The sequence below is a fragment of the Gordonia paraffinivorans genome (assembly GCF_900683595.1).
Taxonomy (GTDB): domain Bacteria; phylum Actinomycetota; class Actinomycetes; order Mycobacteriales; family Mycobacteriaceae; genus Gordonia; species Gordonia paraffinivorans.
This window is the reverse complement of record NZ_CAACYD010000006.1, coordinates 273,796-293,044: the sequence shown is the minus strand read 5'-3', so window position 1 is coordinate 293,044 and position 19,249 is coordinate 273,796. Positions and strand designations below refer to the sequence as shown.

Genomic DNA, 19,249 nt, shown 5'->3' with positions numbered 1-19,249 from the left:
CACGCCCCTGCGCACATGTGCGGACGGCGGGGTTGATGCGAAAATTCCGGAATGGCCCCGCCCTTCGCGCTGACCGCACTGCTCACGACCCACGATCCGGGGGCGGCACGTCTGCGAAAGGCCGCCCGCGGCGCATCGGCCATGGCGATCGGCGCGCTTCTCGTCGTCGCGATCCGCACGGTGGTCGACGTTCCGGCCGCGGCGGAACTGTCGGCGGGGTTCCTGTCGCTGTGGGCGACGGTCGGGGCGGTCAAGGACGCCACCTCCCGTGCCCGGATCATCACGACCGTCGCACTGCTGATCCCCGGGTTCGCGGCGGCGCTGATCGCGTGCCTGCTTCGCGACCTGACGGTGGCGCGCGCGGTGGCCTTCGTGGCCATCGCCGGGCTCGCCGCGTGGTCGACGCGATTCGGGCCGCGCGGCAGCGCCCTCTCCTTCTTCGGGTTCTTCGTCTTCTTCTTCGCGGTGGTGATGAAGGCGGACCTGCACGCCCTGCCGGTGTTGTGCGGGCTGGTGGTGATCGCGGTGGCGACCGCGCTCTTCGTCCGGCTGGTCCTCATCCCGGACCGTCCGGATCGGGAACTCGAGAGTCTGATACGGGGCATGCGTGTCTGCGCCGACGACCTGCTCCGGGTCGCGGTCGAGGCAGGGCACGCCGACGCGCCGGAAGACCGGGACCGCCTGGCGGGGGCCGTCACCCGGCTGTCGGCGGCCGCGAGCGAGATCGCGGGCTGGCAGAAGGACTACGACACCGCGTTGTACGCCGACGCCGACGCGGAGGCGTTGTCGCGGCGCGTCGCGATGCTGCATCTGTCCTGCGAGCAGGCGGCCTTCCTGGTCGCCGAACGCGGCGGCGACCGATACGTCGCCGCCGCCGTGTCGCTGGTCCGGGAGTTCCTGCGGTCCGAGACGCGACCGCCCGTCCTCGAACAGGACGAGGCGTTCACCGACGGTGATCCGACCATCGCGACGCTCGGCGTCGTCGCCTCCGCGACCGCCGAACTCCGGGCGATCGAGATCCATCGGCGGAAGAAACCCGCGACTCCGCCGGCACCCGGGCCCACACCGGCGTCGCGGCCGCCCACCGGTCCGCCCGCCGCGGGAGAGTCCACGGCACGCTCGAACCCAGGGGCCGAGTCGAAACCCGCCGCGAAGCCCGCCCGGCCCGACACCACGCGCTTCGCGCTGCAGGTGGTGGTCGCCTGCTCGGCGGCACTGATCGTCGGGGATCTGATCTCCGCGAGCCGGTGGTACTGGGCGGTGCTCAGCGCGTTCATGGTGTTCAACGGGATGGCAACGCGCGGGGCGATTCTCACCAAGGCCGTCAAGCGAGTGCAGGGCACCGTCGTCGGGCTGCTGGTCGGCGTCGCCTTGGTCCTCCTCATCGGCGAACACCCGAACGTGCAGTACGTGATCGTCGTCTGCGCGGTGTTCTTCGCCTTCTACCTCGGTTCCGTCTCCTACACGTGGACGATCCTGTTCATCACCATCGTCCTCACCAACACCTACGACCTGCTCGGGGTCCTCAACCGCCACGTCCTCGAGTGGCGCGTCGAAGAGACCCTGTGCGGTGCGCTGGTGGGATCGGCCGCGGCGTTCTTCGTGCTGAGCACACCCACCTCGCCGGTCCTGGCCGCCAAGTTGCACGACTACTTCGACGCGCTCGTGGATCTGGCGTCGGTGGCCTTGCGCCGGACCGGGCGACCCTCACCGGGCGCCGGTGGCGGGGCGGTCCCCGACTCCGACGCGGTCCCCGATTCCGATGCGGTGCTCGGCGCGGTGCGGGCGCTCGACGCCGCCGAGTCGGCGATCCTCGGCGCTGCGACCGCGGCTGTCTTCGCGCTCAGCCGAAGCCATCGCGCGACCCTGCGCCGGGTGCGGCCGCACCTGCGCGAGACGACCCGGGCGGCGCGCGGCCTCGCCTGGTCGGCGGTGGAGGCCGCCGGTGCCGGGACCGCCGTGCCGGAACACCGCCGAGCCGGAGCTCCCGACCCGGTGGAGGAACTGCGGGTCGCGGTCGATGCGACCGTGTCGGCCCTCGAACACGGCGAAGTCGACGAGTCCCGCCTCCGCGAGGTCGCCACCGGCGGAGCGCCCGCCGAGCTGGGGATCGCACCGGCCGATCCGGATCCGGTCCGCCAGGCGCAGCGTGTCACCGAATCGGTGCGTCGGATGGCGGCGGCGGTCCCCGAACCCCGACGGCGGGCCCGGGAACGCAGCACGCCCGCCGCGAGGTGAGACCTCCCGGCGGGCGTGCGACAGCTGCGAGACAGCGGGTGGGTCAGCTGTCGTGGATGATGACGCCGCGCAGGTTCTTGCCGTCGCGCAGGTCCTGGTAGCCCTCGTTCACCTGATCGAGGGTGTAGGTGGTGGTGACGAGCTCGTCGAGCTTCAACTGGCCCTGGTCGTAGAGGCGCAGCAGCTTGACGATGTCGTACTGCGGGTTGGCCGAGCCGAACAGGCTGCCCTTGATCGTCTTCTGGTTCAGGGTCAGGTCGCAGCCGGACACGTGGACGGTGAGCTTGGCGGGGTCGGCGAGGCCGGTGATGACGACCGTGCCGCCCTTGCCGATGACGGCGGTCGCGTTCGAGACGACTTCTTCGTCGACGGTGCCGACCAGGATGAGCGCCTGGTCGGCGCCCTGTCCCCAGGTGAGCTCGTTGACCTTCGCGGCGGCCTCGGCCGGGTCCGCGAACGCGTGTGTCGCACCGAATTTCAGCGCGGCCTCGCGCTTCATCTGCACCGGGTCGACGACCACGATGAACTTGGCGCCGGCCGACACCGCGCCCTGCACGGCGTTGATGCCGAGACCGCCGATGCCGTAGATGACCACGGTGTCACCGGCTCGCACGCCGCCGGCGTACACCGACGTGCCCCAACCCGACGGGACGCCGCAACCCACCAGGACGGCCTTGTCCAGCGGAAGCCAGTCGTCGACCTTCACCACCGAGTGTTGGGAGATGGTGGCGCGCTCGGCGAACGTGCCGAGCATGCACATCGCGCCGAAATCGTCCTTGCCGGAATGGAATCGGAAGGTGCCGTCGGGCATCGAGCCCTCCAGGATGGTGGCGCCCATGTCGCACAGGTTCTGGCGGCCCGTCGAACAGTAGCGGCAGGTGCCGCAGTTGGGGATGAAGCTGCACACGACGTGGTCGCCCGGCTTCACCTTGGTCACACCGGGGCCGACGGCCTCGATGATGCCGGATCCCTCGTGACCGCCGACGATCGGATAGCGCGGCGGGAGGTCCCCGTCGGTGAGGTGGAGGTCGGAGTGGCACAGGCCGGCGGCGGTGTACTTGATCAGGACCTCACCCTCGCGGGGCTCGTCGAGATCCAGTTCGACGATCTCGAACGGCTTGCCGGGACCGGTGAGGACGGCGGCCTTGGTGGTGAGTGTCATGCTGTGCTCCTTTGCACTTGGGGGGGGGCGGGGGAGGGAGGTCAGAGGGCGATGTTGACGGCCTTGGTCTCGGTGTAGAGGTCGATCGCGGCGGCGCCGAGCTCGCGGCCCCACCCGGACTGCTTGAATCCGCCGAAGGGCATGGCGGTGTCGAAGCCGTTGTACTGGTTCACCCAGACCGAGCCGGCCTTGATCTGACGGGCCGTGCGGTGCGCCTTGGACAGGTCGGTGGTCCAGATGCCGGCGGCGAGGCCGTAGATCGAATCGTTCGCCGCCGCCGCGACGCCGGTGTCGGCGTCGAAGGGCATCGCGGCCACGACCGGGCCGAAGATCTCCTCGCGGACGATGGAGAACTCGGGCTCGACGTCGACGAAGACCGTCGGCTCGATGAAGAAGCCCTCGTCGCCCCAGCGCTTTCCGCCGGTGAGGGCGCGCGCGCCGTCGGCGAGACCGGCGGCCAGATAGCCCGACACCCGGTCGAACTGTTCCTGGCTGACCAGCGGTCCGAGTTCGGTGGCGGGATCGAGTCCCGGCCCGATCTTCGCCTGCGAGGCGGCCTCGGCGACGGCCGCGGTGAACTCGTCGAAGATGGGGCGCTCGACGAACAGTCGCGTCCCGGCGACGCAGCACTGGCCGTGGTTGAACATCCACGCCGCGACCGACCCGGCGACCGCCTTCTCGAAGTCGGCGTCGGCGAAGACGATGTTCGGGCTCTTGCCGCCGAGTTCCAGCGACACCTTCTTGAGATTGCCCTTGGCGGCCTCGACGATCTTCTTGCCGACCTCGGTGGAGCCGGTGAAGGCGATCTTGTCGACGTCGTCGTGGGCGGCGAGCGCCGCGCCCGCGTCGCCGAAGCCGGTGACGATGTTGACCACGCCGGGCGGGAAGCCTGCCTCCTGGAAGATCTCGCCGAGCAGCAGCGCGGTGAGCGGCGTCTGCTCGGCGGGCTTGAGGATCACCGTGTTGCCGGCGGCCAGCGCGGGGGCGAGCTTGAAGGCCGCCATGAGCAGCGGGAAATTCCACGGCACGATCAGTCCGCAGACGCCGACCGGCTCACGCAGGGTGTACGCGTGGAACTCGCCGCCCGGGACGAACGGCATCGAGACGTCGACGGTGGTGCCGGTGATCTTGGTGGCCAGACCCGCGTTGTAGCGGAAGATGTCGGCGGACCAGGCGACGTCGACGGCGGTCGCGATGGTCGCCGCCTTGCCGTTGTCGAGGGCCTCGAGCTGGCCGAACTCGGCGGCGCGTTCGGTGAGCAGGTCGCCCACCCGCCACAGCAGCCGCTCGCGCTCGTTCGGCTTCATCCGGGTCCACGGGCCGTTGTCGAAGGCCTCGCGCGCGGCCCGGACGGCGCGGTCGACGTCGGTGGCGTCGCCGTGGGCGACCGAGGTGATCGGCCGCGCGGTGGCCGGGTCGATGGTCTCGAAGGTGCGGCCCGACGCCGACTGCACCCAGTCGCCGTCGATCAGCATGGGACGGTCGCGGGCGATGAAGTCACGAACTCTCGGGAGCAGCTCGGTGGCGACTGCGGTCATGGGAACCTCCATCTCGAACGTGGCGAGATCACCGGCCCGCCGGAGTCCTGCTCGGGGCCAGAGGTGATCTGGGTCATATGTGACCTGAACCATTTCTCTCACCGATCGAGAGCGCCGCCATGTCCAGAAACTGAACACCGGACCTGGACAGCGCGGGGTGCGGGAGGGCACGCCCCGAGCGGGGGCTAGCCTCTCTCCTCGACGGCGGCGTCCGCCGCCCGACCGAGGACGCGGAAAGGTGACCGATGGCACGGCCCGCGTCCACGTCCTCCGCCAGGCTGTCAGGCGCCCTGCGCTCGCTGGGGCCGTCGTCCGCGGCGGTCACCGCGCGCGAGGCACTGCGCGCCGGCCTGGGCTCCGCCGTCGGTCTCGGTCTGATCGGACTGGTGTTGGCGTCGTCGGGCATCGACTCGCGAACCGGCCTCTTTCTCATCGCGCCGTTCGGGGCGACGGCGGTCCTGCTGTTCGCCGCGCCCAACAGCCCGCTCGCGCAGCCGTGGCCGGCCGTCGTCGGGAACACGGTCTCGGCGTCGGCCGCAGTCGCCGTCACCCTGCTCGTGTCGCCGGCGCCGGTGCGTGTCCCGTTGGCCGTGGGCGTTGCGGTGATCGCGATGATCGTCTGCCGGGCCGTGCACCCGCCCGGTGGCGCCGTCGCCATGACCGCGGCCCTGAGCCCGGAGCTGGTGCACGCGCTCGGGTTCCGATTCGCCCTGGCTCCCGTCGCGGTGGGGACGATCGGTCTCGTCGCGCTCGCCGCGGTGTACGCCCGCGTCACCGGACGCCGCTACCCTTATCGGCGGTTCGACGACGCGCCCTCGGTCGGCGCCCGGATCGGCCTCGACGAGGGCGAACTCACCGAGATCCTCAACCGGTACAAGCAGTCCCTGAACCTCGGGGTCGCCGACCTCGCTCGCCTGGTCAGCGCGGCCGAACTCCGGGCGGCCGGACATCGTGCCGGCCCGCTGGTCGCAAGCGACTTCATGTCCGTGGATCTCGTGACGGTCGCGCCGGGCTCCACGGTCGGCGAGCTGGCGCAGATGTTCGACACACACCGCTTCACCGCGCTGCCGGTGGTGACGCGAAACGGTCGTTTCCTCGGCGTGGTGTTCCAGATCCATCTGGTCTCCCGTCTCCGGGGAGGCGGTTCCGGACGTGGGCCGGACCGCGTGTTCGGACGGCTGTTCCGTCGCGACGGCAGTTCCCTGACCGCGGCGGATGTCATGGACACCACGCTGCCCATCGCGGCGCCCGACGCCCCGGTCGCGGCGCTTCTGCCGATGCTCGCCGAGAGTGGCTGCAACGCGGTGCCGGTGCTCGACGGGGACGTACTGGTCGGCATCGTCACCCAGACCGATCTGATCGCCGCACTCGCGCGGCAGACCTTCGCCGATCCGCTGGTCGATTGATGTCCGGCCCGGCCCGCGCCCGTACCTAGAGCCCGGGTGCCTGGATCCCCAGTGCGCGGATGCGCGCATACAGCGTGGTGCGGCTGATCCCGAGGTCGCGTGCGGCGCGGACCTTGTTGCCGCCGAATCGCTCGAGGGCGTCGACGATCGCGGCGCGCTCGGCCTGCTCGCGCCCGGACAGGTGGGCGGCCCGGCTGGTGGTGCGGTGGTCCGCGGGGAGGTCGGTGGTCTCGACGACGCGCGCCATGCGCGTCCGGCAGGCGGTGGCGGCCTCGCGGAGGACCGCCACGAGCTCGCTGAAGTTGCCCGGCCAGTCCTGGCTGAGGAGCGCGTCGGTCGCCGATCCCGACAACGTGAGGTCGGGATCGATGTCGGCGAGGATGCCGCTGGCGATCGCCGCCAGCTCGGAGGTCCGGTGGCGCAGCGGCAAGGGGTCGACGCGGGTGGCGCACCGGCCGAGCAGGGCGGCGACCGCGGGGGTGGCCTGCGCGCGTGGGCCGCTGACGACGATGAGCGGCGACGAGGTCGGCGCCGAGACCGTGGCCCGGGTCAGCAACGCCAGGGACCGGTCGTCGAGCAGGTCCACCCCGTCGACGATCAGCGGGACCCCGGCCGACCGCGCGCCGGCGACGGCGGCCGCGACGTCGGGGGTGCGGCCGGCGATCAGCTCGTCGGCCACGTCGAGGAGGGCCGGACCGACGCCGGGGGCCGCGTCGGCGGCGAGAGCACGTGCCGTGGTGGTGCGTCCGGTGCCGGGTTCGCCCGACACCGCGATGCTCGTCGGCGACGGCACCCGGACTCCGGGCGTGGGCGGGCTCGGCGGGGAGACGACGGGGCGGAAGCGGAAGAGGGCCGCGCCGCGGGTTCCGGCCACCGGCTCGACCGCGACCTCGATCTCGGCTCCCGACACCAGGGTCAGTGGGAGCGTCGTCGCGCGCAGCGCGGGGTCGGTGGCGAGGACGCGCAACGCCCCGATGTCGGTCGGGGAGAGGAGTTCGGCGGCGAGGGCATTGGTGAGCTGCAGGTCGTCGCCGATCGCGGCGACCGCGAGGTCACGGCGGCCGGCCGCGCGTTGGAAGGCGTCGAGGACCCGGCGCTGATGCGCCCTCGACCGGTCGAGGAGGCGGTCGGCGATGTCGGCGACGATGCCGTCGACGAGCGGAACCGCCAGCGGGTTGATGCGCTCCGCGATCTCCGACATGCAGATGATCCCGGCGAGCCGCCGCGTCGCCGGATGGATGATCGGCCGCCCGTAGCAGCTGATCGAGCGCAGCTGCTCCAAGTAGTGCTCGCTGCTGTTGACGACGACCCCGCCGCGGATCTCGGCGGGGGTGCCCAGCGCAGTGGTGCCGACGACGTCCTCGCCGAGCGGCACCCCGGGCGCGACCCCGATCGCGTCGAGGCGGCGCTCGACCGAGGTCCCGAAGGCGACGCGCGAGACCATCCGGCACTCGTGGTCGACGAGCAACAACGAGACGTCGGTGTCGGAGAGCCGGGCGGCCGCGTCGTCGAGGACCGGGCGCGCCGCGTCGAGCAGCGGGTCGGCGGAGTCGATGTCGTGGACGCGCTCGGGCACCGCGTCGTCTGGTCGCACGCCGGACATGGCCGAGCGCCGCCACGAGTGCTCGATGACCTGGCGTCGTGGCGTCCGATCGGGGCGCAGTGAGACGGTGTCGATGAGACAAACGTGGCACACATCACCGGCGAAGAAAAGGGCCGTCGGTCGGTGTCCGGGTCGGTCGGTGTGTCGTACTACCGTGGGCGCATGCGCGTGGCGACCTGGAATGTGAACTCGGTCAAGCAGCGGATTCCGCGTCTGCTGCCCTGGCTCGACGAGCGGCGTCCGGACGTGGTCTGTCTGCAGGAGACCAAGCTCTCCGACGCCGCGTTCGACGAGGTGCTCGGCGCCGACCTGGCCGAGCGCGGCTACGAGGTCGCGCATGTGGGGCAGGGGCAGTGGAACGGCGTGGCACTGCTGTCGCGCGTCGGGCTCGACGACGTGCAGGTCGGCTTCGACGGGATGCCCGGCTACCCCGACCCCGACACCCTGGAGGCGCGCGCGGTCTCCGCGGTCTGCGGCGGGTTGCGCATCTACTCGCTGTACGTGCCCAACGGCCGGACCCCCGACGACGACCACTACCACTACAAGCTCGAGTGGCTCGAGTCGCTCGCCCGGGCGGTCGCCGATCCGTCGACGACGCTGCTCTGCGGCGACATGAACGTCGCCCCCGCCGACACCGACGTCTTCGATCCGGAGGCCTTCGTCGGGCACACCCACGTCACCCCGCCCGAGCGGGCCGCGCTTGCCCGCTTCGAGTCCCTGGGCATGCGCGACGTCGTGCGCGAGCGGTGGCCCTCCGAGCGGGTCTACACCTACTGGGACTACCGCGCCGGGATGTTCCACAAGGATCTCGGCATGCGGATCGACCTGATCCTCGCCGGCGACCAGGCGGCCGGCCGCGTCCAGGCGGCGTGGGTCGATCGCAAGGCGCGCAAGGGCACCAAGCCCAGCGACCACGCGCCGGTCGTCGTCGACCTCGACGAGGCGCCCGACGGCGACATCGGCCCGGTCGTGCCGCCGCCGTCGAACCCGGCGAAACCCGGCGCGACGAAGGTGAAGCTGCCGCAGACCCCGGAGTGATCTACGTCATTCGATGTCAAATGCGCTGTGGTGCAAGCTCTTTCGCCGAGCTGTCGGGCCGATTCGCCTGTTGGGACGATTGTGGTGGGGTGTCTCTTCCCGGATAGGATCACCGGGCCCGCGCGGCGGGCGAATGATCCTCCAGGGAAAGAGAAGAGAACATGAAGCACCTCAGGGCAGGGATCATGGCGCTGGCCATGATGGGTGCAGTACTCGTGGCAGTGCCGGTCGCGACCGCGCACGCAGCACCGGCGGTGACTGCATTGCCGACCGTGTCGGCGGCACTCGCCGACGACAACACCAGCGTCATCGTGGACGTGCGCGGGGGGACCGTCGCGGTGACGCCCACTGCGCTGCAGATCCTCGACGGCCGCGGTCGGACGGTCACCTCGATGCCGCTGTCGGGGCAGATGGACGGGTTCACGATCCCGCTGCGCGCCGCCGTCGGCGCCGACCGCACACGGGTCGCGCTGACCCCGACCGTTCCCGCGGACTACCGGGCCCTGCTCGATGCCGCGGCGAAGAAGGACGCCGCCAAGCCGCTGACCAAGGCGCAGCGCTACGACATCATGTGGCAGGAGCTGAACAAGGGCTGGCGCGGCAACACCCCGCTCTACACGTTGATCGGCGGCCTCGTCGGGTTCATCGTGTTCGGCTGGATCGGCGCGGGCGTCGGTGCGTTCATCGGCGGGTACATCGGCTACGGCGAGACCAACCCGAAGGCATGGCCCTCGGTGGTCGCCTGGTTCAACACCCCGTAGACCTCTACGGATCGGCTCACGTCGCACCACGCCCCCTGCCGGATTCGCCCGGTCCAGGGGGCGTGCTGCTACTCGGGTCGCGGATACTCGTCGGTGTGATCCGCCGGCGAGTGCTGATCGGTCTGGGGAAGACCTACGGACTCTTCCTCGGCGTGGTGCTGACGGCCGCCCGCCGTCTCGGTGCCTCCCGCCTGCCCGCCGGGCCGGCCCCGACCCTCGGCGTGCTGGTCGCCTCCCATGTCGCGCTCGTGGGGATCTGGCTCGGGCCCGTGGGTCCGGCGGTCGTCGCGGCGGCGGGAATCGGTGCCGCGGCGCTCGCGAGGTCGCGGCTACGGCATCGGCCGCTCTCCGGCGCCGAGCGGCGCCTGGCCGAGCGGGTCTTCGGCCCGGCCGACTGGTTCGACGACGTCGTCCTCACCGACCTGCCCGGTCGCGGTGGGAGGGCGTTCGTGGTCCCCGGCGCCGACGGCCGGACCTATGTCAACCTCGGCGCCCGAATCGACGCGACGCTCGAGCCCGGAGGGTCGGCCTATCCTGCTCCGGGCCAGCTCCTCGTCCACGAGCTCGTCCATGCCTGGCAGGTGGCCCACGCGCGCTCGGCGGCGTCCTATCTCGGCGACGCGATGGCCGTGCAGGTCCGCGGCGAACTCGGCGAGGACGTCTACCGGCTCCGGGAGACGGATGATGCTCACCACCCGTGGGCGGACCTCGACATGGAGCGGCAGGCGACGATCGTCGACCGGTGGTTCGGCGGCCAGTACTCGCCGGCCGGGCTGCCGTGTGATCCCGACAGTCCTTATGCGGCACTGACCGCGCAGGTCCGGGCGGGTGGCACCGCCGACGCGGGTGGGTCCGGGTAACGGCTTGGCCGAAGTCTCGACGCGGCGGCCCCCGGAGTGCGAGCATGGTTGGGGTAATGCCAGTTCACAGCGTCGTCGGACCTCAGCGCACACGACCTGCTCGCCTGCAGGTCGCGCAGGGGATCCGATTTTTGACCTGTGTAAACCCGATCGGTAGAGTGGATCGTCGGTGCCCGGCCCATGCCGGGCCAGTCCGCATGCCCGGCCGACGGTTCACGAGCCGGTCCGCGAGACCCCCGGGGTCTCACGGCAGGGCGGCGACGCGGGCTGACAGAGCGAATCCGCTGTCGAGTGTATGACACGCCCGACCTCGGGGTAGCGAAATTGTACTGACCAGCGTGAACTCGCTGGTGGGGCGAGTTGTGGAAGCCCGTGAGGGACCCGGCCACGAGCCGGGACCGGAACGGACTTGCCCGGAGCACCAACCACAACCGACAAGAAGAGGGAATGACAACCTAGTGCCAACCATCAATCAGCTGGTCCGCAAGGGCCGTCACGACAAGGCCGCGAAGACCAAGACCGCGGCCCTCAAGGGAAGCCCGCAGCGTCGCGGCGTGTGCACCCGCGTGTACACCACCACCCCGAAGAAGCCGAACTCCGCGCTGCGCAAGGTCGCCCGCGTGCGCCTGACCAGCTCGGTGGAGGTCACCGCCTACATCCCCGGTGAGGGTCACAACCTGCAGGAGCACTCGATGGTGCTCGTCCGCGGTGGTCGTGTGAAGGACCTCCCGGGTGTTCGCTACAAGATCATCCGCGGCTCGCTCGACACCCAGGGTGTCAAGGACCGCAAGCAGGCCCGCAGCCGTTACGGCGCGAAGAAGGGGAGCTGACAGAAATGCCACGTAAAGGACCCGCGCCCAAGCGCCCCCTGATCAACGACCCCGTCTACGGTTCGCCGCTGGTCACCCAGCTCGTGAACAAGGTTCTGCTGGACGGTAAGAAGTCGACCGCCGAGCGCATCGTCTACGGCGCGCTCGAGCAGGCCCGCGAGAAGACCGGCACCGATCCGGTCGTGACCCTCAAGCGTGCGCTCGACAACGTCAAGCCCACCCTCGAGGTCAAGAGCCGTCGCGTCGGTGGCGCGACCTACCAGGTGCCGATCGAGGTCAAGCCGGGCCGCGCCAACACGCTCGCGCTCCGCTGGCTCGTCACCTTCAGCCGTCAGCGTCGTGAGAAGACCATGGTCGAGCGTCTGGCCAACGAGCTCCTCGACGCCTCGAACGGCCTCGGTGCTTCGGTGAAGCGCCGCGAGGACACCCACAAGATGGCCGAGGCCAACCGGGCGTTCGCGCACTACCGCTGGTGACACTTGCCGGCCGCGGAGGCCGTCGAGTTCAGACCAGAATCCCGGTCTCCGCGGCCGGAACAATCCCAGACCCAACAGCTCTAGCGAAATTGCGAGGCGATTAAGTGGCACAGGAAGTGCTCAGCGACCTGAACAAGGTGCGCAACATCGGCATCATGGCGCACATCGATGCCGGCAAGACCACCACGACCGAGCGAATCCTCTTCTACACCGGTGTCAACTACAAGATCGGTGAAACCCACGACGGTGCCTCGACCACCGACTGGATGGAGCAGGAGAAGGAGCGTGGTATCACCATCACCTCCGCGGCCGTGACCTGCTTCTGGAACAAGAACCAGATCAACATCATCGACACCCCGGGCCACGTCGACTTCACCGTCGAGGTGGAGCGCAGCCTCCGCGTCCTCGACGGCGCGGTCGCCGTCTTCGACGGCAAGGAAGGCGTCGAGCCGCAGTCCGAGCAGGTGTGGCGTCAGGCCGAGAAGTACGAGGTCCCCCGCATCTGCTTCGTCAACAAGATGGACAAGCTGGGCGCGGACTTCTACTTCACCGTCCAGACCATCAAGGACCGCCTCGGCGCCAAGCCGCTGGTCCTGCAGCTCCCGATCGGTGCCGAGGAAAACTTCGACGGCGTCGTCGACCTGATCGAGCAGAAGGCCATCATCTGGCGCGGAACCGTCGAGATCGGCGCCGAGCCGACCATCGAGGAGATCCCGGCCGACCTGGTCGACAAGGCCGCGGAGTACCGCGAGCAGCTCCTCGAGACCGTTGCCGAGTCGTCCGAAGAACTCATGGAGAAGTACTTCGGCGGCGAAGAGCTGACGATCGACGAGATCAAGGCGGCCATCCGCAAGCTCACCGTGAACCGCGAGGTCTACCCGGTGCTGTGTGGCTCGGCCTTCAAGAACAAGGGTGTCCAGCCGATGCTGGACGCGGTCATCGACTACCTGCCGTCCCCGCTGGACGTGCCCTCGGTTCAGGGTCACGCCGTCGGCGACGAAGAGCAGGAGATGTCGCGCAAGCCGTCCGCCGACGAGCCGTTCGCGGCGCTGGCGTTCAAGATCGCGGCTCACCCGTACTTCGGCAAGCTCACCTTCGTGCGCGTGTACTCGGGACGCATCGACGCCGGCACCCAGGTGCTCAACGCGACCAAGGGCAAGAAGGAACGCGTCGGCAAGCTCTTCCAGATGCATGCCAACAAGGAGAACCCGGTCGACGAGGCGGTCGCGGGCCACATCTACGCGATGATCGGCCTGAAGGACACCACCACCGGTGACACCCTGTGCGATCCGAACGCGCCGATCGTGCTCGAGTCCATGACCTTCCCGGACCCGGTCATCAACGTCTCCATCGAGCCGAAGACCAAGTCGGACCAGGAGAAGCTGGGCACCGCGATCCAGAAGCTCGCCGAAGAGGACCCGACCTTCTCGGTGCAGCTCGACGAGGAGACCGGCCAGACCGTCATCGGCGGCATGGGCGAGCTCCACCTCGACATCCTCGTCGACCGCATGCGTCGCGAGTTCAAGGTCGAGGCCAACGTCGGCAAGCCGCAGGTGGCCTACCGCGAGACCATCCGCAAGACGGTCGAGAAGCACGAGTACACCCACAAGAAGCAGACCGGTGGCTCCGGCCAGTTCGCGAAGGTCGTCATCAAGCTCGAGCCCCTCGTGGACGCCGAGGACGGTGCGACCTACGAGTTCGCCAACGAGGTGACCGGTGGCCGCGTGCCGCGCGAGTACATCCCGTCGGTCGATGCGGGCGCCCAGGATGCCATGCAGTACGGTGTCCTCGCCGGTTACCCGCTGGTCAACCTGAAGGTCACCCTGCTCGACGGTCAGTACCACGACGTCGACTCGTCGGAAATGGCCTTCAAGATCGCCGGTGCGCAGGCCCTCAAGGAGGCTGCGCGCATGGCCAACCCGGTCATCCTGGAGCCGATCATGGCCGTCGAGGTCACGACTCCCGAGGATTACATGGGCGATGTCATCGGCGACCTGAACTCCCGCCGTGGCCAGATCCAGGCCATGGAGGAGCGCAGCGGCGCTCGTGTCGTGAAGGCACTGGTTCCGCTGTCGGAGATGTTCGGCTACATCGGAGACCTTCGGTCGAAGACCCAGGGCCGGGCTAACTACTCCATGGTGTTCGACTCGTACGCGGAGGTTCCCGCGAACGTGGCGAAGGAAATCATCGCGAAGGCGACCGGCGAGTAATTCGCCGGCCGGCACAAGCGAACGCGCTGGCACCACACGCGGGCGCATCAACGTAAACAGAAAACCCCTGCTGGGATCCGCCCAGTAGAGCAACTAGTCCAGGAGGACAATCAAGTGGCGAAGGCGAAGTTCGAGCGGACCAAGCCGCACGTGAACATCGGCACCATCGGTCACGTCGACCACGGCAAGACCACCCTGACGGCGGCCATCACCAAGGTGCTGCACGACAAGTACCCGGAACTCAACAAGAGCTTCGCGTTCGACCAGATCGACAAGGCTCCGGAGGAGAAGGCTCGCGGTATCACCATCAACATCTCGCATGTTGAGTACGAGACCGAGAAGCGTCACTACGCGCACGTCGACGCCCCGGGCCACGCCGACTACATCAAGAACATGATCACCGGTGCGGCTCAGATGGACGGCGCCATCCTCGTGGTCGCCGCCACCGACGGCCCGATGCCGCAGACCCGCGAGCACGTGCTGCTGGCCCGCCAGGTCGGCGTTCCCTACATCCTCGTCGCCCTGAACAAGGCCGACATGGTCGACGACGACGAGATCATCGAGCTCGTCGAGATGGAGGTCCGCGAGCTGCTGGCCGCGCAGGACTTCGACGAGGAGGCCCCGGTCGTCAAGGTCTCGGCTCTCAAGGCCCTCGAGGGTGACCCCGAGTGGGTCAAGTCGATCGAGGAGCTCATGGCTGCCGTCGACGAGTCGATCCCGGATCCGGTTCGCGAGACCGACAAGCCGTTCCTCATGCCCGTCGAGGACGTCTTCACCATCACCGGCCGCGGCACCGTGGTCACCGGTCGTGTGGAGCGCGGCGAGATCAACGTGAACGAGGAAGTCGAGATCGTCGGCATCCGCGAGAAGTCGCAGAAGACCACCGTCACCGGCATCGAGATGTTCCACAAGCTTCTCGATTCGGCGCGGGCCGGCGACAACGCGGGTCTGCTGCTCCGCGGCCTCAAGCGTGAGGACGTCGAGCGCGGCCAGGTCATCGTCAAGCCGGGCACCACGACTCCGCACACCGAGTTCGAGGGCCAGGCCTACATCCTTTCGAAGGACGAGGGTGGCCGCCACACCCCGTTCTTCAACAACTACCGTCCGCAGTTCTACTTCCGTACCACGGACGTGACCGGCGTCGTGACCCTCCCCGAGGGCACCGAGATGGTCATGCCGGGCGACAACACCGAGATGAGCGTCAAGCTCATCCAGCCGGTCGCCATGGACGAGGGCCTGCGCTTCGCCATCCGCGAGGGTGGCCGCACCGTCGGTGCGGGTCGAGTCACCAAGATCATCAAGTGATCTTGTCCTGACGCATTGACTCCCTGAGTCGAGAAGGCGCCCCAGTCGCGAAAGCGGCTGGGGCGCCTTTCTTCATGCGGAACGGCGACCCCGAGCACGACCCGACAGCGGATAGCGGATGGATGCCACGTCATCGGCCACGCCCGGACGGGCGGATTCCGGGGGCGTGCGGATCGAAAGCGCTGCTCACCGCGCCGCCGGCGACTACAGTGCGCGCATGACGATGTTCGGGGAAGCAGGGACCGGGCCTCGATTCTCGGGTCCGCTCCTACGGGCCGTCGGCTCCTTCGCGTTCGTGATGCTGTGCGGCATCGTCGGGCCGATCTTCCTGGTCTGCTACTTCGTGTTCGATCTCCCCGAGACCGGGTGGATGCTCTGGACGGGCCTCGGGATCACCGCCCTCGACGTCCTCGTCGGACTCGGCGTGGCATCGCTGGCCTACCAGGGAAGGGCACGCGCGGAACGATTGCGTGCCACGGGCGTCCGAGGCGTCGCCGAGGTGCTCTCGGTCGGCCAGACCGGGGTCCAGATCAACGACGAGCCGCTCATGTCCCTCCGGCTGCGGATCGGCGGATCGGACGTCGTGCCGTTCGAGGTCGGTACCCGCAAGGTGATCCCGCACTACCGGCAGCCCTTGCTGTACCGTCGCCGCCTCGCCGTGCTCGTCGACGCCGAGACGCAGGAGTTCGAGATCGACTGGGACGCGACCGAAAAGCTCGTGATGGGGGACGGGGCCGGCGGGGTGGTCGTCGGCCCGACGAACAGCGGCGGACGCTCGGCCGCCGACCGGCTCGCCTCGCCGGACGAGCTGCGGGCGAGCGGTGTGCTCACCGACGACGAGTACCGTCGCGCCAGGCAGCGGATCGTCGACGAACTGTAGCGACGTGGCGCCGAGGCATCACGGTCAGGTGTGATACGGATCCGAACCGGACAGATCGTAGTCTCGTCTAATGCTTGTGCTGAGTCGTCGGTCCGAACCGGACCTCGCGGTCCGGGTGGCGGGTGAGCCGGACCGGGATGTGCCGGTGGTCCTGGTCCACGGGATGGCGTCGGACCACTCCACCTGGCGTCATCTCGCCGCGGCGCTGCGCCGCGAGGGGCGGCCGGTCGTCAGCGTCGACCTCCGCGGGCACGGGCGCAGCGGCCGTCCCGACGGACCCTATCGCCTCGACGACTTCCGCGACGACCTGGTCTACGTGCTCGACAACCTGGGCATCCACATCGCCGACGTCGTCGGGCACTCGCTCGGCGCCCACACCTCGCTGCGGCTGGCGATGTACGAACCTTCGCGCGTCCGGCGGCTGGTGCTCGAGGAGATCCCGCCGATGCCGCGCGACGAGGACGACCTGTCCGAGGGCGTCACGATGAGTTCGACCCTCGGTGAACGGGTACGCGGGCTGCTCGCGCTCGCGCGTGATCCCATGCCGTACTTGCGGTTCGACAAGCGCATGGGCGAGGAGATCGTCGCCGAGTTCGACGTGTGCGCACCCGACTGGTGGTCGCAGCTGCCGCGCGTGACCGCGTCGACGATGGTCATCTCCGGTGGTGAGCGCAGCTTTCTGCCGCCCCGGCACCTGCGGACCGTCGCCGACGCGCTGTCGGAGTCACGTTTCGTGACGATCGACGCGGGTCACAGCGTGCACCGCGATCGTCGCGACGACTTCGTCCGGCAGGTGCGGGGATTCTTGGCCTGAGCCCGGCTCACGCCGCCGGCTTGTTGTGCAGCCTGCGCGGGTCGACGCCCACCTTCTGCCAGCCCTCGTAGGCCCACGGGACGTAGAGGTACTTCAGCGGCAAGCGGTTGAACAGCGGGTTCATCGCCCGCATGAACGCCGCGAAGCGCTGGAAGTTCTTCTCCTTCTTCTCGTCCCACTCCAAGCCGCAGACGTCGCGCATCTGCTGGGGGAGGGTGCCGACGATGACGGTGCGGATGAAGGCGTTCAGCGGCGCCGAGGCGACCTTCCACACGGGTGCGGGGATCTTCTTCGGTCGAGGCAGACCCTGCCGGATGTAGCCGGTCGCATAGACGACGGTCTTGTGCGGGATGAACCGGTTGAGCATGTCGTCCCAGTACTCGAGGAACTCCTCGTAGGTCTCCGGCTGCCCGCGGTCGCTGACGCCGTAGAGCTGATACCAGACCTTGCTCTCCTCGAAGATCTGCACCTTCTCGGCATAGCTGAGCCGGCGGATGAACGTGTCGGTGATGTAGAGGACCTGGTCGACGAAGGTCGCGTGGGCCCAGTAGAACAGCTCCGGGTTCAGCGCGTGGTAGCGCGAACCGTCGCTGATGGTGCCCTTGATGTCGCGATGGAAGTCGCGGACGGTGCGGCCCCACTTCTCCGGTTCGGTGCTGTAGACGGTCTTCATCACCGGCGGTCCGGTCCGCTTCGCGCGGCCGAGGAAGTCGTCGAAGATGACCGAGTGGTCCAGGACGGCCTGGCCCAGCTGCTCGATGCAGTTCTCGGTGCCGGCGAGACGCTGGAAGCCGAGGATGCCCCGGACGTCGCCGTAGAACTTCCACACCAGTGAGTCGGCGCCGAGGCGGGGCCGGACGATCTCCGCCGCGGCGTCGGGGGTGTCGTCGACGATGACCGGTTCCGCCTCGCGGATGGCGGTGTCGAATCCCTGGTTGACTGACATGAGGCCGAGGGTAGCGGAATTGGAACAAACTGTGAAGGTTGTTTCATTGATTCGTACAACCCTCGTTCAGAGAGGCGTGCGACGAGGAGGGATCCATGGCCGGAGGTGCTCCAGGCGGCAGTGCTCGAGACGGCGGTGTGGCCGGCGACGGGTGGGTGCTCCCGGAGGTCGAGGAGTTGCTGGCGTCGGCGGCGGTCGTCCGCCTCCCGATGCGCACCCGGTTCCGGGGACTGACCGCCCGCGAGACGATGGTCTTCGCCGGGCCCGCCGGCTGGGGTGAGTTCGGCCCGTTCGTCGAGTACGACGACGCCGAGGCGGCCAACTGGCTGCGCGCCGGGATCGAGGCCGCCTGGCTCGGCCCCCCGCCCGCGGTTCACGAGACGGTGCCGGTCAATGCGACGGTGCCCGCGATTCCGGCCGACCAGGTGTCCGAGCTGCTGAAGCGCTATCCCGGCGCGGGCACGGCCAAGGTGAAGGTCGCCGAACCCGGCCAGACACTTGCCGACGACGTCGCACGGGTCGAGGCCGCGCGGGAGATCATCGGCCGCGTCCGCGTCGACGCCAACGGCGGTTGGACGGTGGAGGAGGCGATCACCGCGCTGCGGGCGATCGGCGAGGTCGAGTACGCCGAGCAGCCCTGCAAGACCGTCGAGGAACTCGCGGCGGTCCGTCGCGCGGTGGACGTGCCGATCGCCGCGGACGAGTCGATCAGAAAGGCCGACGACCCGTTCCGCGTGGTCGCGGCCGACGCCGCCGACGTCGCGGTCGTCAAGGTGGCGCCTCTCGGCGGCATGCGCGCGACCCTCCGCCTCGCCGAGACCCTGGGGCTGCGGGTCGTGGTGTCCAGTGCGCTCGACAGCGCCGTCGGCATGGCGGCCGGGGTGGCCGCGGCGGCGGCGCTGGCGGATCTCGACCTCGCCTGCGGCCTCGGGACCGGGTCGCTGTTCACCGCAGACGTGGGCCCGTCGTTCCTGATGCGCGACGGGGTCGTCGAGCCGCGCTGGTTCGGTCCCGACGCGCACCTCGATCTCCGGACCCATGCCGCCGGCGAGGATCGGTGGGCGTGGTGGCTGGACCGGCTGCGCCGGTGCCATCGGATTCTGGAGGGGACCGCGGTCCGTTAGGAACAATCTTGCCGTTTTGTCTCAACTTGACTACGATGCGACCTGGGTCACAATCGTC

General features: G+C 69.3%; 16 protein-coding genes. 12 read left to right on the top strand and 4 right to left on the bottom strand.

The window, feature by feature from the left end:
* The first annotated feature begins 51 nt into the window (after nucleotides 1-51).
* The gene (locus E1P53_RS08185; RefSeq protein WP_131733979.1) at nucleotides 52-2,238 is read left to right on the top strand and encodes an FUSC family protein; all 2,187 of its coding nucleotides are present in this window, start codon (nucleotides 52-54) and stop codon (nucleotides 2,236-2,238) included.
* 43 nt (nucleotides 2,239-2,281) lie between these two features.
* On the opposite strand, the gene E1P53_RS08180 is transcribed toward E1P53_RS08185, so the two are convergent.
* Nucleotides 2,282-3,400, bottom strand: a complete 1,119-nt coding sequence (locus E1P53_RS08180; protein ID WP_006899318.1) for an NDMA-dependent alcohol dehydrogenase — start codon at nucleotides 3,398-3,400, stop codon at nucleotides 2,282-2,284.
* A 41-nt stretch (nucleotides 3,401-3,441) separates the two neighbouring features.
* Nucleotides 3,442-4,938 (bottom strand): aldehyde dehydrogenase family protein, encoded by a 1,497-nt coding sequence (locus tag E1P53_RS08175; protein WP_109239577.1) that lies wholly within the window; start codon nucleotides 4,936-4,938, stop codon nucleotides 3,442-3,444.
* Nucleotides 4,939-5,183: 245 nt separating this feature from the next.
* Here E1P53_RS08175 and E1P53_RS08170 point away from each other — a divergent pair, with 245 nt between their 5' ends.
* Nucleotides 5,184-6,344 carry an HPP family protein gene (locus tag E1P53_RS08170; protein ID WP_131733978.1) on the top strand — a complete coding sequence of 387 codons (1,161 nt, stop codon included), beginning with the start codon at nucleotides 5,184-5,186 and terminating at the stop codon, nucleotides 6,342-6,344.
* Nucleotides 6,345-6,369: 25 nt separating this feature from the next.
* Here E1P53_RS08170 and E1P53_RS08165 read toward each other — a convergent pair whose 3' ends face one another.
* Nucleotides 6,370-8,040, bottom strand: coding sequence for a sigma-54-dependent Fis family transcriptional regulator (locus tag E1P53_RS08165; protein WP_131733977.1), 1,671 nt, complete (start codon nucleotides 8,038-8,040; stop codon nucleotides 6,370-6,372).
* 69 nt (nucleotides 8,041-8,109) lie between these two features.
* Between E1P53_RS08165 and E1P53_RS08160 the strand changes: the two genes are divergently transcribed.
* The 9 genes from E1P53_RS08160 (at nucleotide 8,110) to E1P53_RS08120 (ending at nucleotide 17,121) form a co-directional block, all read left to right on the top strand.
* Nucleotides 8,110-8,985 (top strand): exodeoxyribonuclease III, encoded by an 876-nt coding sequence (locus tag E1P53_RS08160; protein ID WP_131733976.1) that lies wholly within the window; start codon nucleotides 8,110-8,112, stop codon nucleotides 8,983-8,985.
* 161 nt (nucleotides 8,986-9,146) lie between these two features.
* The gene (locus tag E1P53_RS08155; protein WP_131733975.1) at nucleotides 9,147-9,746 is read left to right on the top strand and encodes a DUF8020 domain-containing protein; all 600 of its coding nucleotides are present in this window, start codon (nucleotides 9,147-9,149) and stop codon (nucleotides 9,744-9,746) included.
* Nucleotides 9,747-9,841: 95 nt separating this feature from the next.
* Complete coding sequence (locus E1P53_RS08150) at nucleotides 9,842-10,606, top strand: hypothetical protein (protein ID WP_244941144.1); 765 nt, start codon at nucleotides 9,842-9,844, stop codon at nucleotides 10,604-10,606.
* Nucleotides 10,607-11,064: 458 nt separating this feature from the next.
* A complete protein-coding gene (rpsL, locus tag E1P53_RS08145; RefSeq protein ID WP_006899325.1) occupies nucleotides 11,065-11,436 on the top strand; it encodes a 30S ribosomal protein S12 in 372 nt (123 codons plus the stop codon).
* A gap of 5 nt (nucleotides 11,437-11,441) precedes the next feature.
* Nucleotides 11,442-11,912: a 30S ribosomal protein S7 gene (rpsG, locus tag E1P53_RS08140; protein WP_006899326.1), complete on the top strand. Its 471-nt coding sequence runs from the start codon at nucleotides 11,442-11,444 to the stop codon at nucleotides 11,910-11,912.
* A 104-nt stretch (nucleotides 11,913-12,016) separates the two neighbouring features.
* Nucleotides 12,017-14,122 carry an elongation factor G gene (gene fusA / locus E1P53_RS08135; protein WP_131733973.1) on the top strand — a complete coding sequence of 702 codons (2,106 nt, stop codon included), beginning with the start codon at nucleotides 12,017-12,019 and terminating at the stop codon, nucleotides 14,120-14,122.
* Between the two features lie 114 nt (nucleotides 14,123-14,236).
* The gene (gene tuf / locus E1P53_RS08130; protein ID WP_006899328.1) at nucleotides 14,237-15,427 is read left to right on the top strand and encodes an elongation factor Tu; all 1,191 of its coding nucleotides are present in this window, start codon (nucleotides 14,237-14,239) and stop codon (nucleotides 15,425-15,427) included.
* A 217-nt stretch (nucleotides 15,428-15,644) separates the two neighbouring features.
* Nucleotides 15,645-16,307 carry an SHOCT domain-containing protein gene (locus E1P53_RS08125; RefSeq protein ID WP_244941143.1) on the top strand — a complete coding sequence of 221 codons (663 nt, stop codon included), beginning with the start codon at nucleotides 15,645-15,647 and terminating at the stop codon, nucleotides 16,305-16,307.
* Between the two features lie 70 nt (nucleotides 16,308-16,377).
* Nucleotides 16,378-17,121 (top strand): alpha/beta fold hydrolase, encoded by a 744-nt coding sequence (locus tag E1P53_RS08120; protein WP_006899330.1) that lies wholly within the window; start codon nucleotides 16,378-16,380, stop codon nucleotides 17,119-17,121.
* Between the two features lie 7 nt (nucleotides 17,122-17,128).
* Here the strand turns inward: E1P53_RS08120 and E1P53_RS08115 are convergent, their stop codons facing one another.
* On the bottom strand, nucleotides 17,129-18,067 hold the full coding sequence (locus E1P53_RS08115) for an oxygenase MpaB family protein (RefSeq protein WP_006899331.1): 939 nt from the start codon (nucleotides 18,065-18,067) through the stop codon (nucleotides 17,129-17,131).
* Between the two features lie 95 nt (nucleotides 18,068-18,162).
* Between E1P53_RS08115 and E1P53_RS08110 the strand changes: the two genes are divergently transcribed.
* Nucleotides 18,163-19,191: an o-succinylbenzoate synthase gene (locus E1P53_RS08110; RefSeq protein WP_131733972.1), complete on the top strand. Its 1,029-nt coding sequence runs from the start codon at nucleotides 18,163-18,165 to the stop codon at nucleotides 19,189-19,191.
* The last annotated feature ends 58 nt before the right edge of the window (nucleotides 19,192-19,249 follow it).

Bases quoted from the DNA above. Each gene is read 5' to 3' on its own strand.
- E1P53_RS08125 (WP_244941143.1), top strand. From the start codon at position 15,645: ATGACGATGTTCGGGGAAGCAGGGACCGGGCCTCGATTCTCGGGTCCG.
- E1P53_RS08110 (WP_131733972.1), top strand. From the start codon at position 18,163: ATGGCCGGAGGTGCTCCAGGCGGCAGTGCTCGAGACGGCGGTGTGGCC.
- E1P53_RS08185 (WP_131733979.1), top strand. From the start codon at position 52: ATGGCCCCGCCCTTCGCGCTGACCGCACTGCTCACGACCCACGATCCG.
- E1P53_RS08120 (WP_006899330.1), top strand. From the start codon at position 16,378: ATGCTTGTGCTGAGTCGTCGGTCCGAACCGGACCTCGCGGTCCGGGTG.
- E1P53_RS08170 (WP_131733978.1), top strand. From the start codon at position 5,184: ATGGCACGGCCCGCGTCCACGTCCTCCGCCAGGCTGTCAGGCGCCCTG.
- E1P53_RS08180 (WP_006899318.1), bottom strand. From the start codon at position 3,400: ATGACACTCACCACCAAGGCCGCCGTCCTCACCGGTCCCGGCAAGCCG.
- E1P53_RS08155 (WP_131733975.1), top strand. From the start codon at position 9,147: ATGAAGCACCTCAGGGCAGGGATCATGGCGCTGGCCATGATGGGTGCA.
- E1P53_RS08115 (WP_006899331.1), bottom strand. From the start codon at position 18,067: ATGTCAGTCAACCAGGGATTCGACACCGCCATCCGCGAGGCGGAACCG.
- E1P53_RS08160 (WP_131733976.1), top strand. From the start codon at position 8,110: ATGCGCGTGGCGACCTGGAATGTGAACTCGGTCAAGCAGCGGATTCCG.
- rpsG (WP_006899326.1), top strand. From the start codon at position 11,442: ATGCCACGTAAAGGACCCGCGCCCAAGCGCCCCCTGATCAACGACCCC.
- E1P53_RS08175 (WP_109239577.1), bottom strand. From the start codon at position 4,938: ATGACCGCAGTCGCCACCGAGCTGCTCCCGAGAGTTCGTGACTTCATC.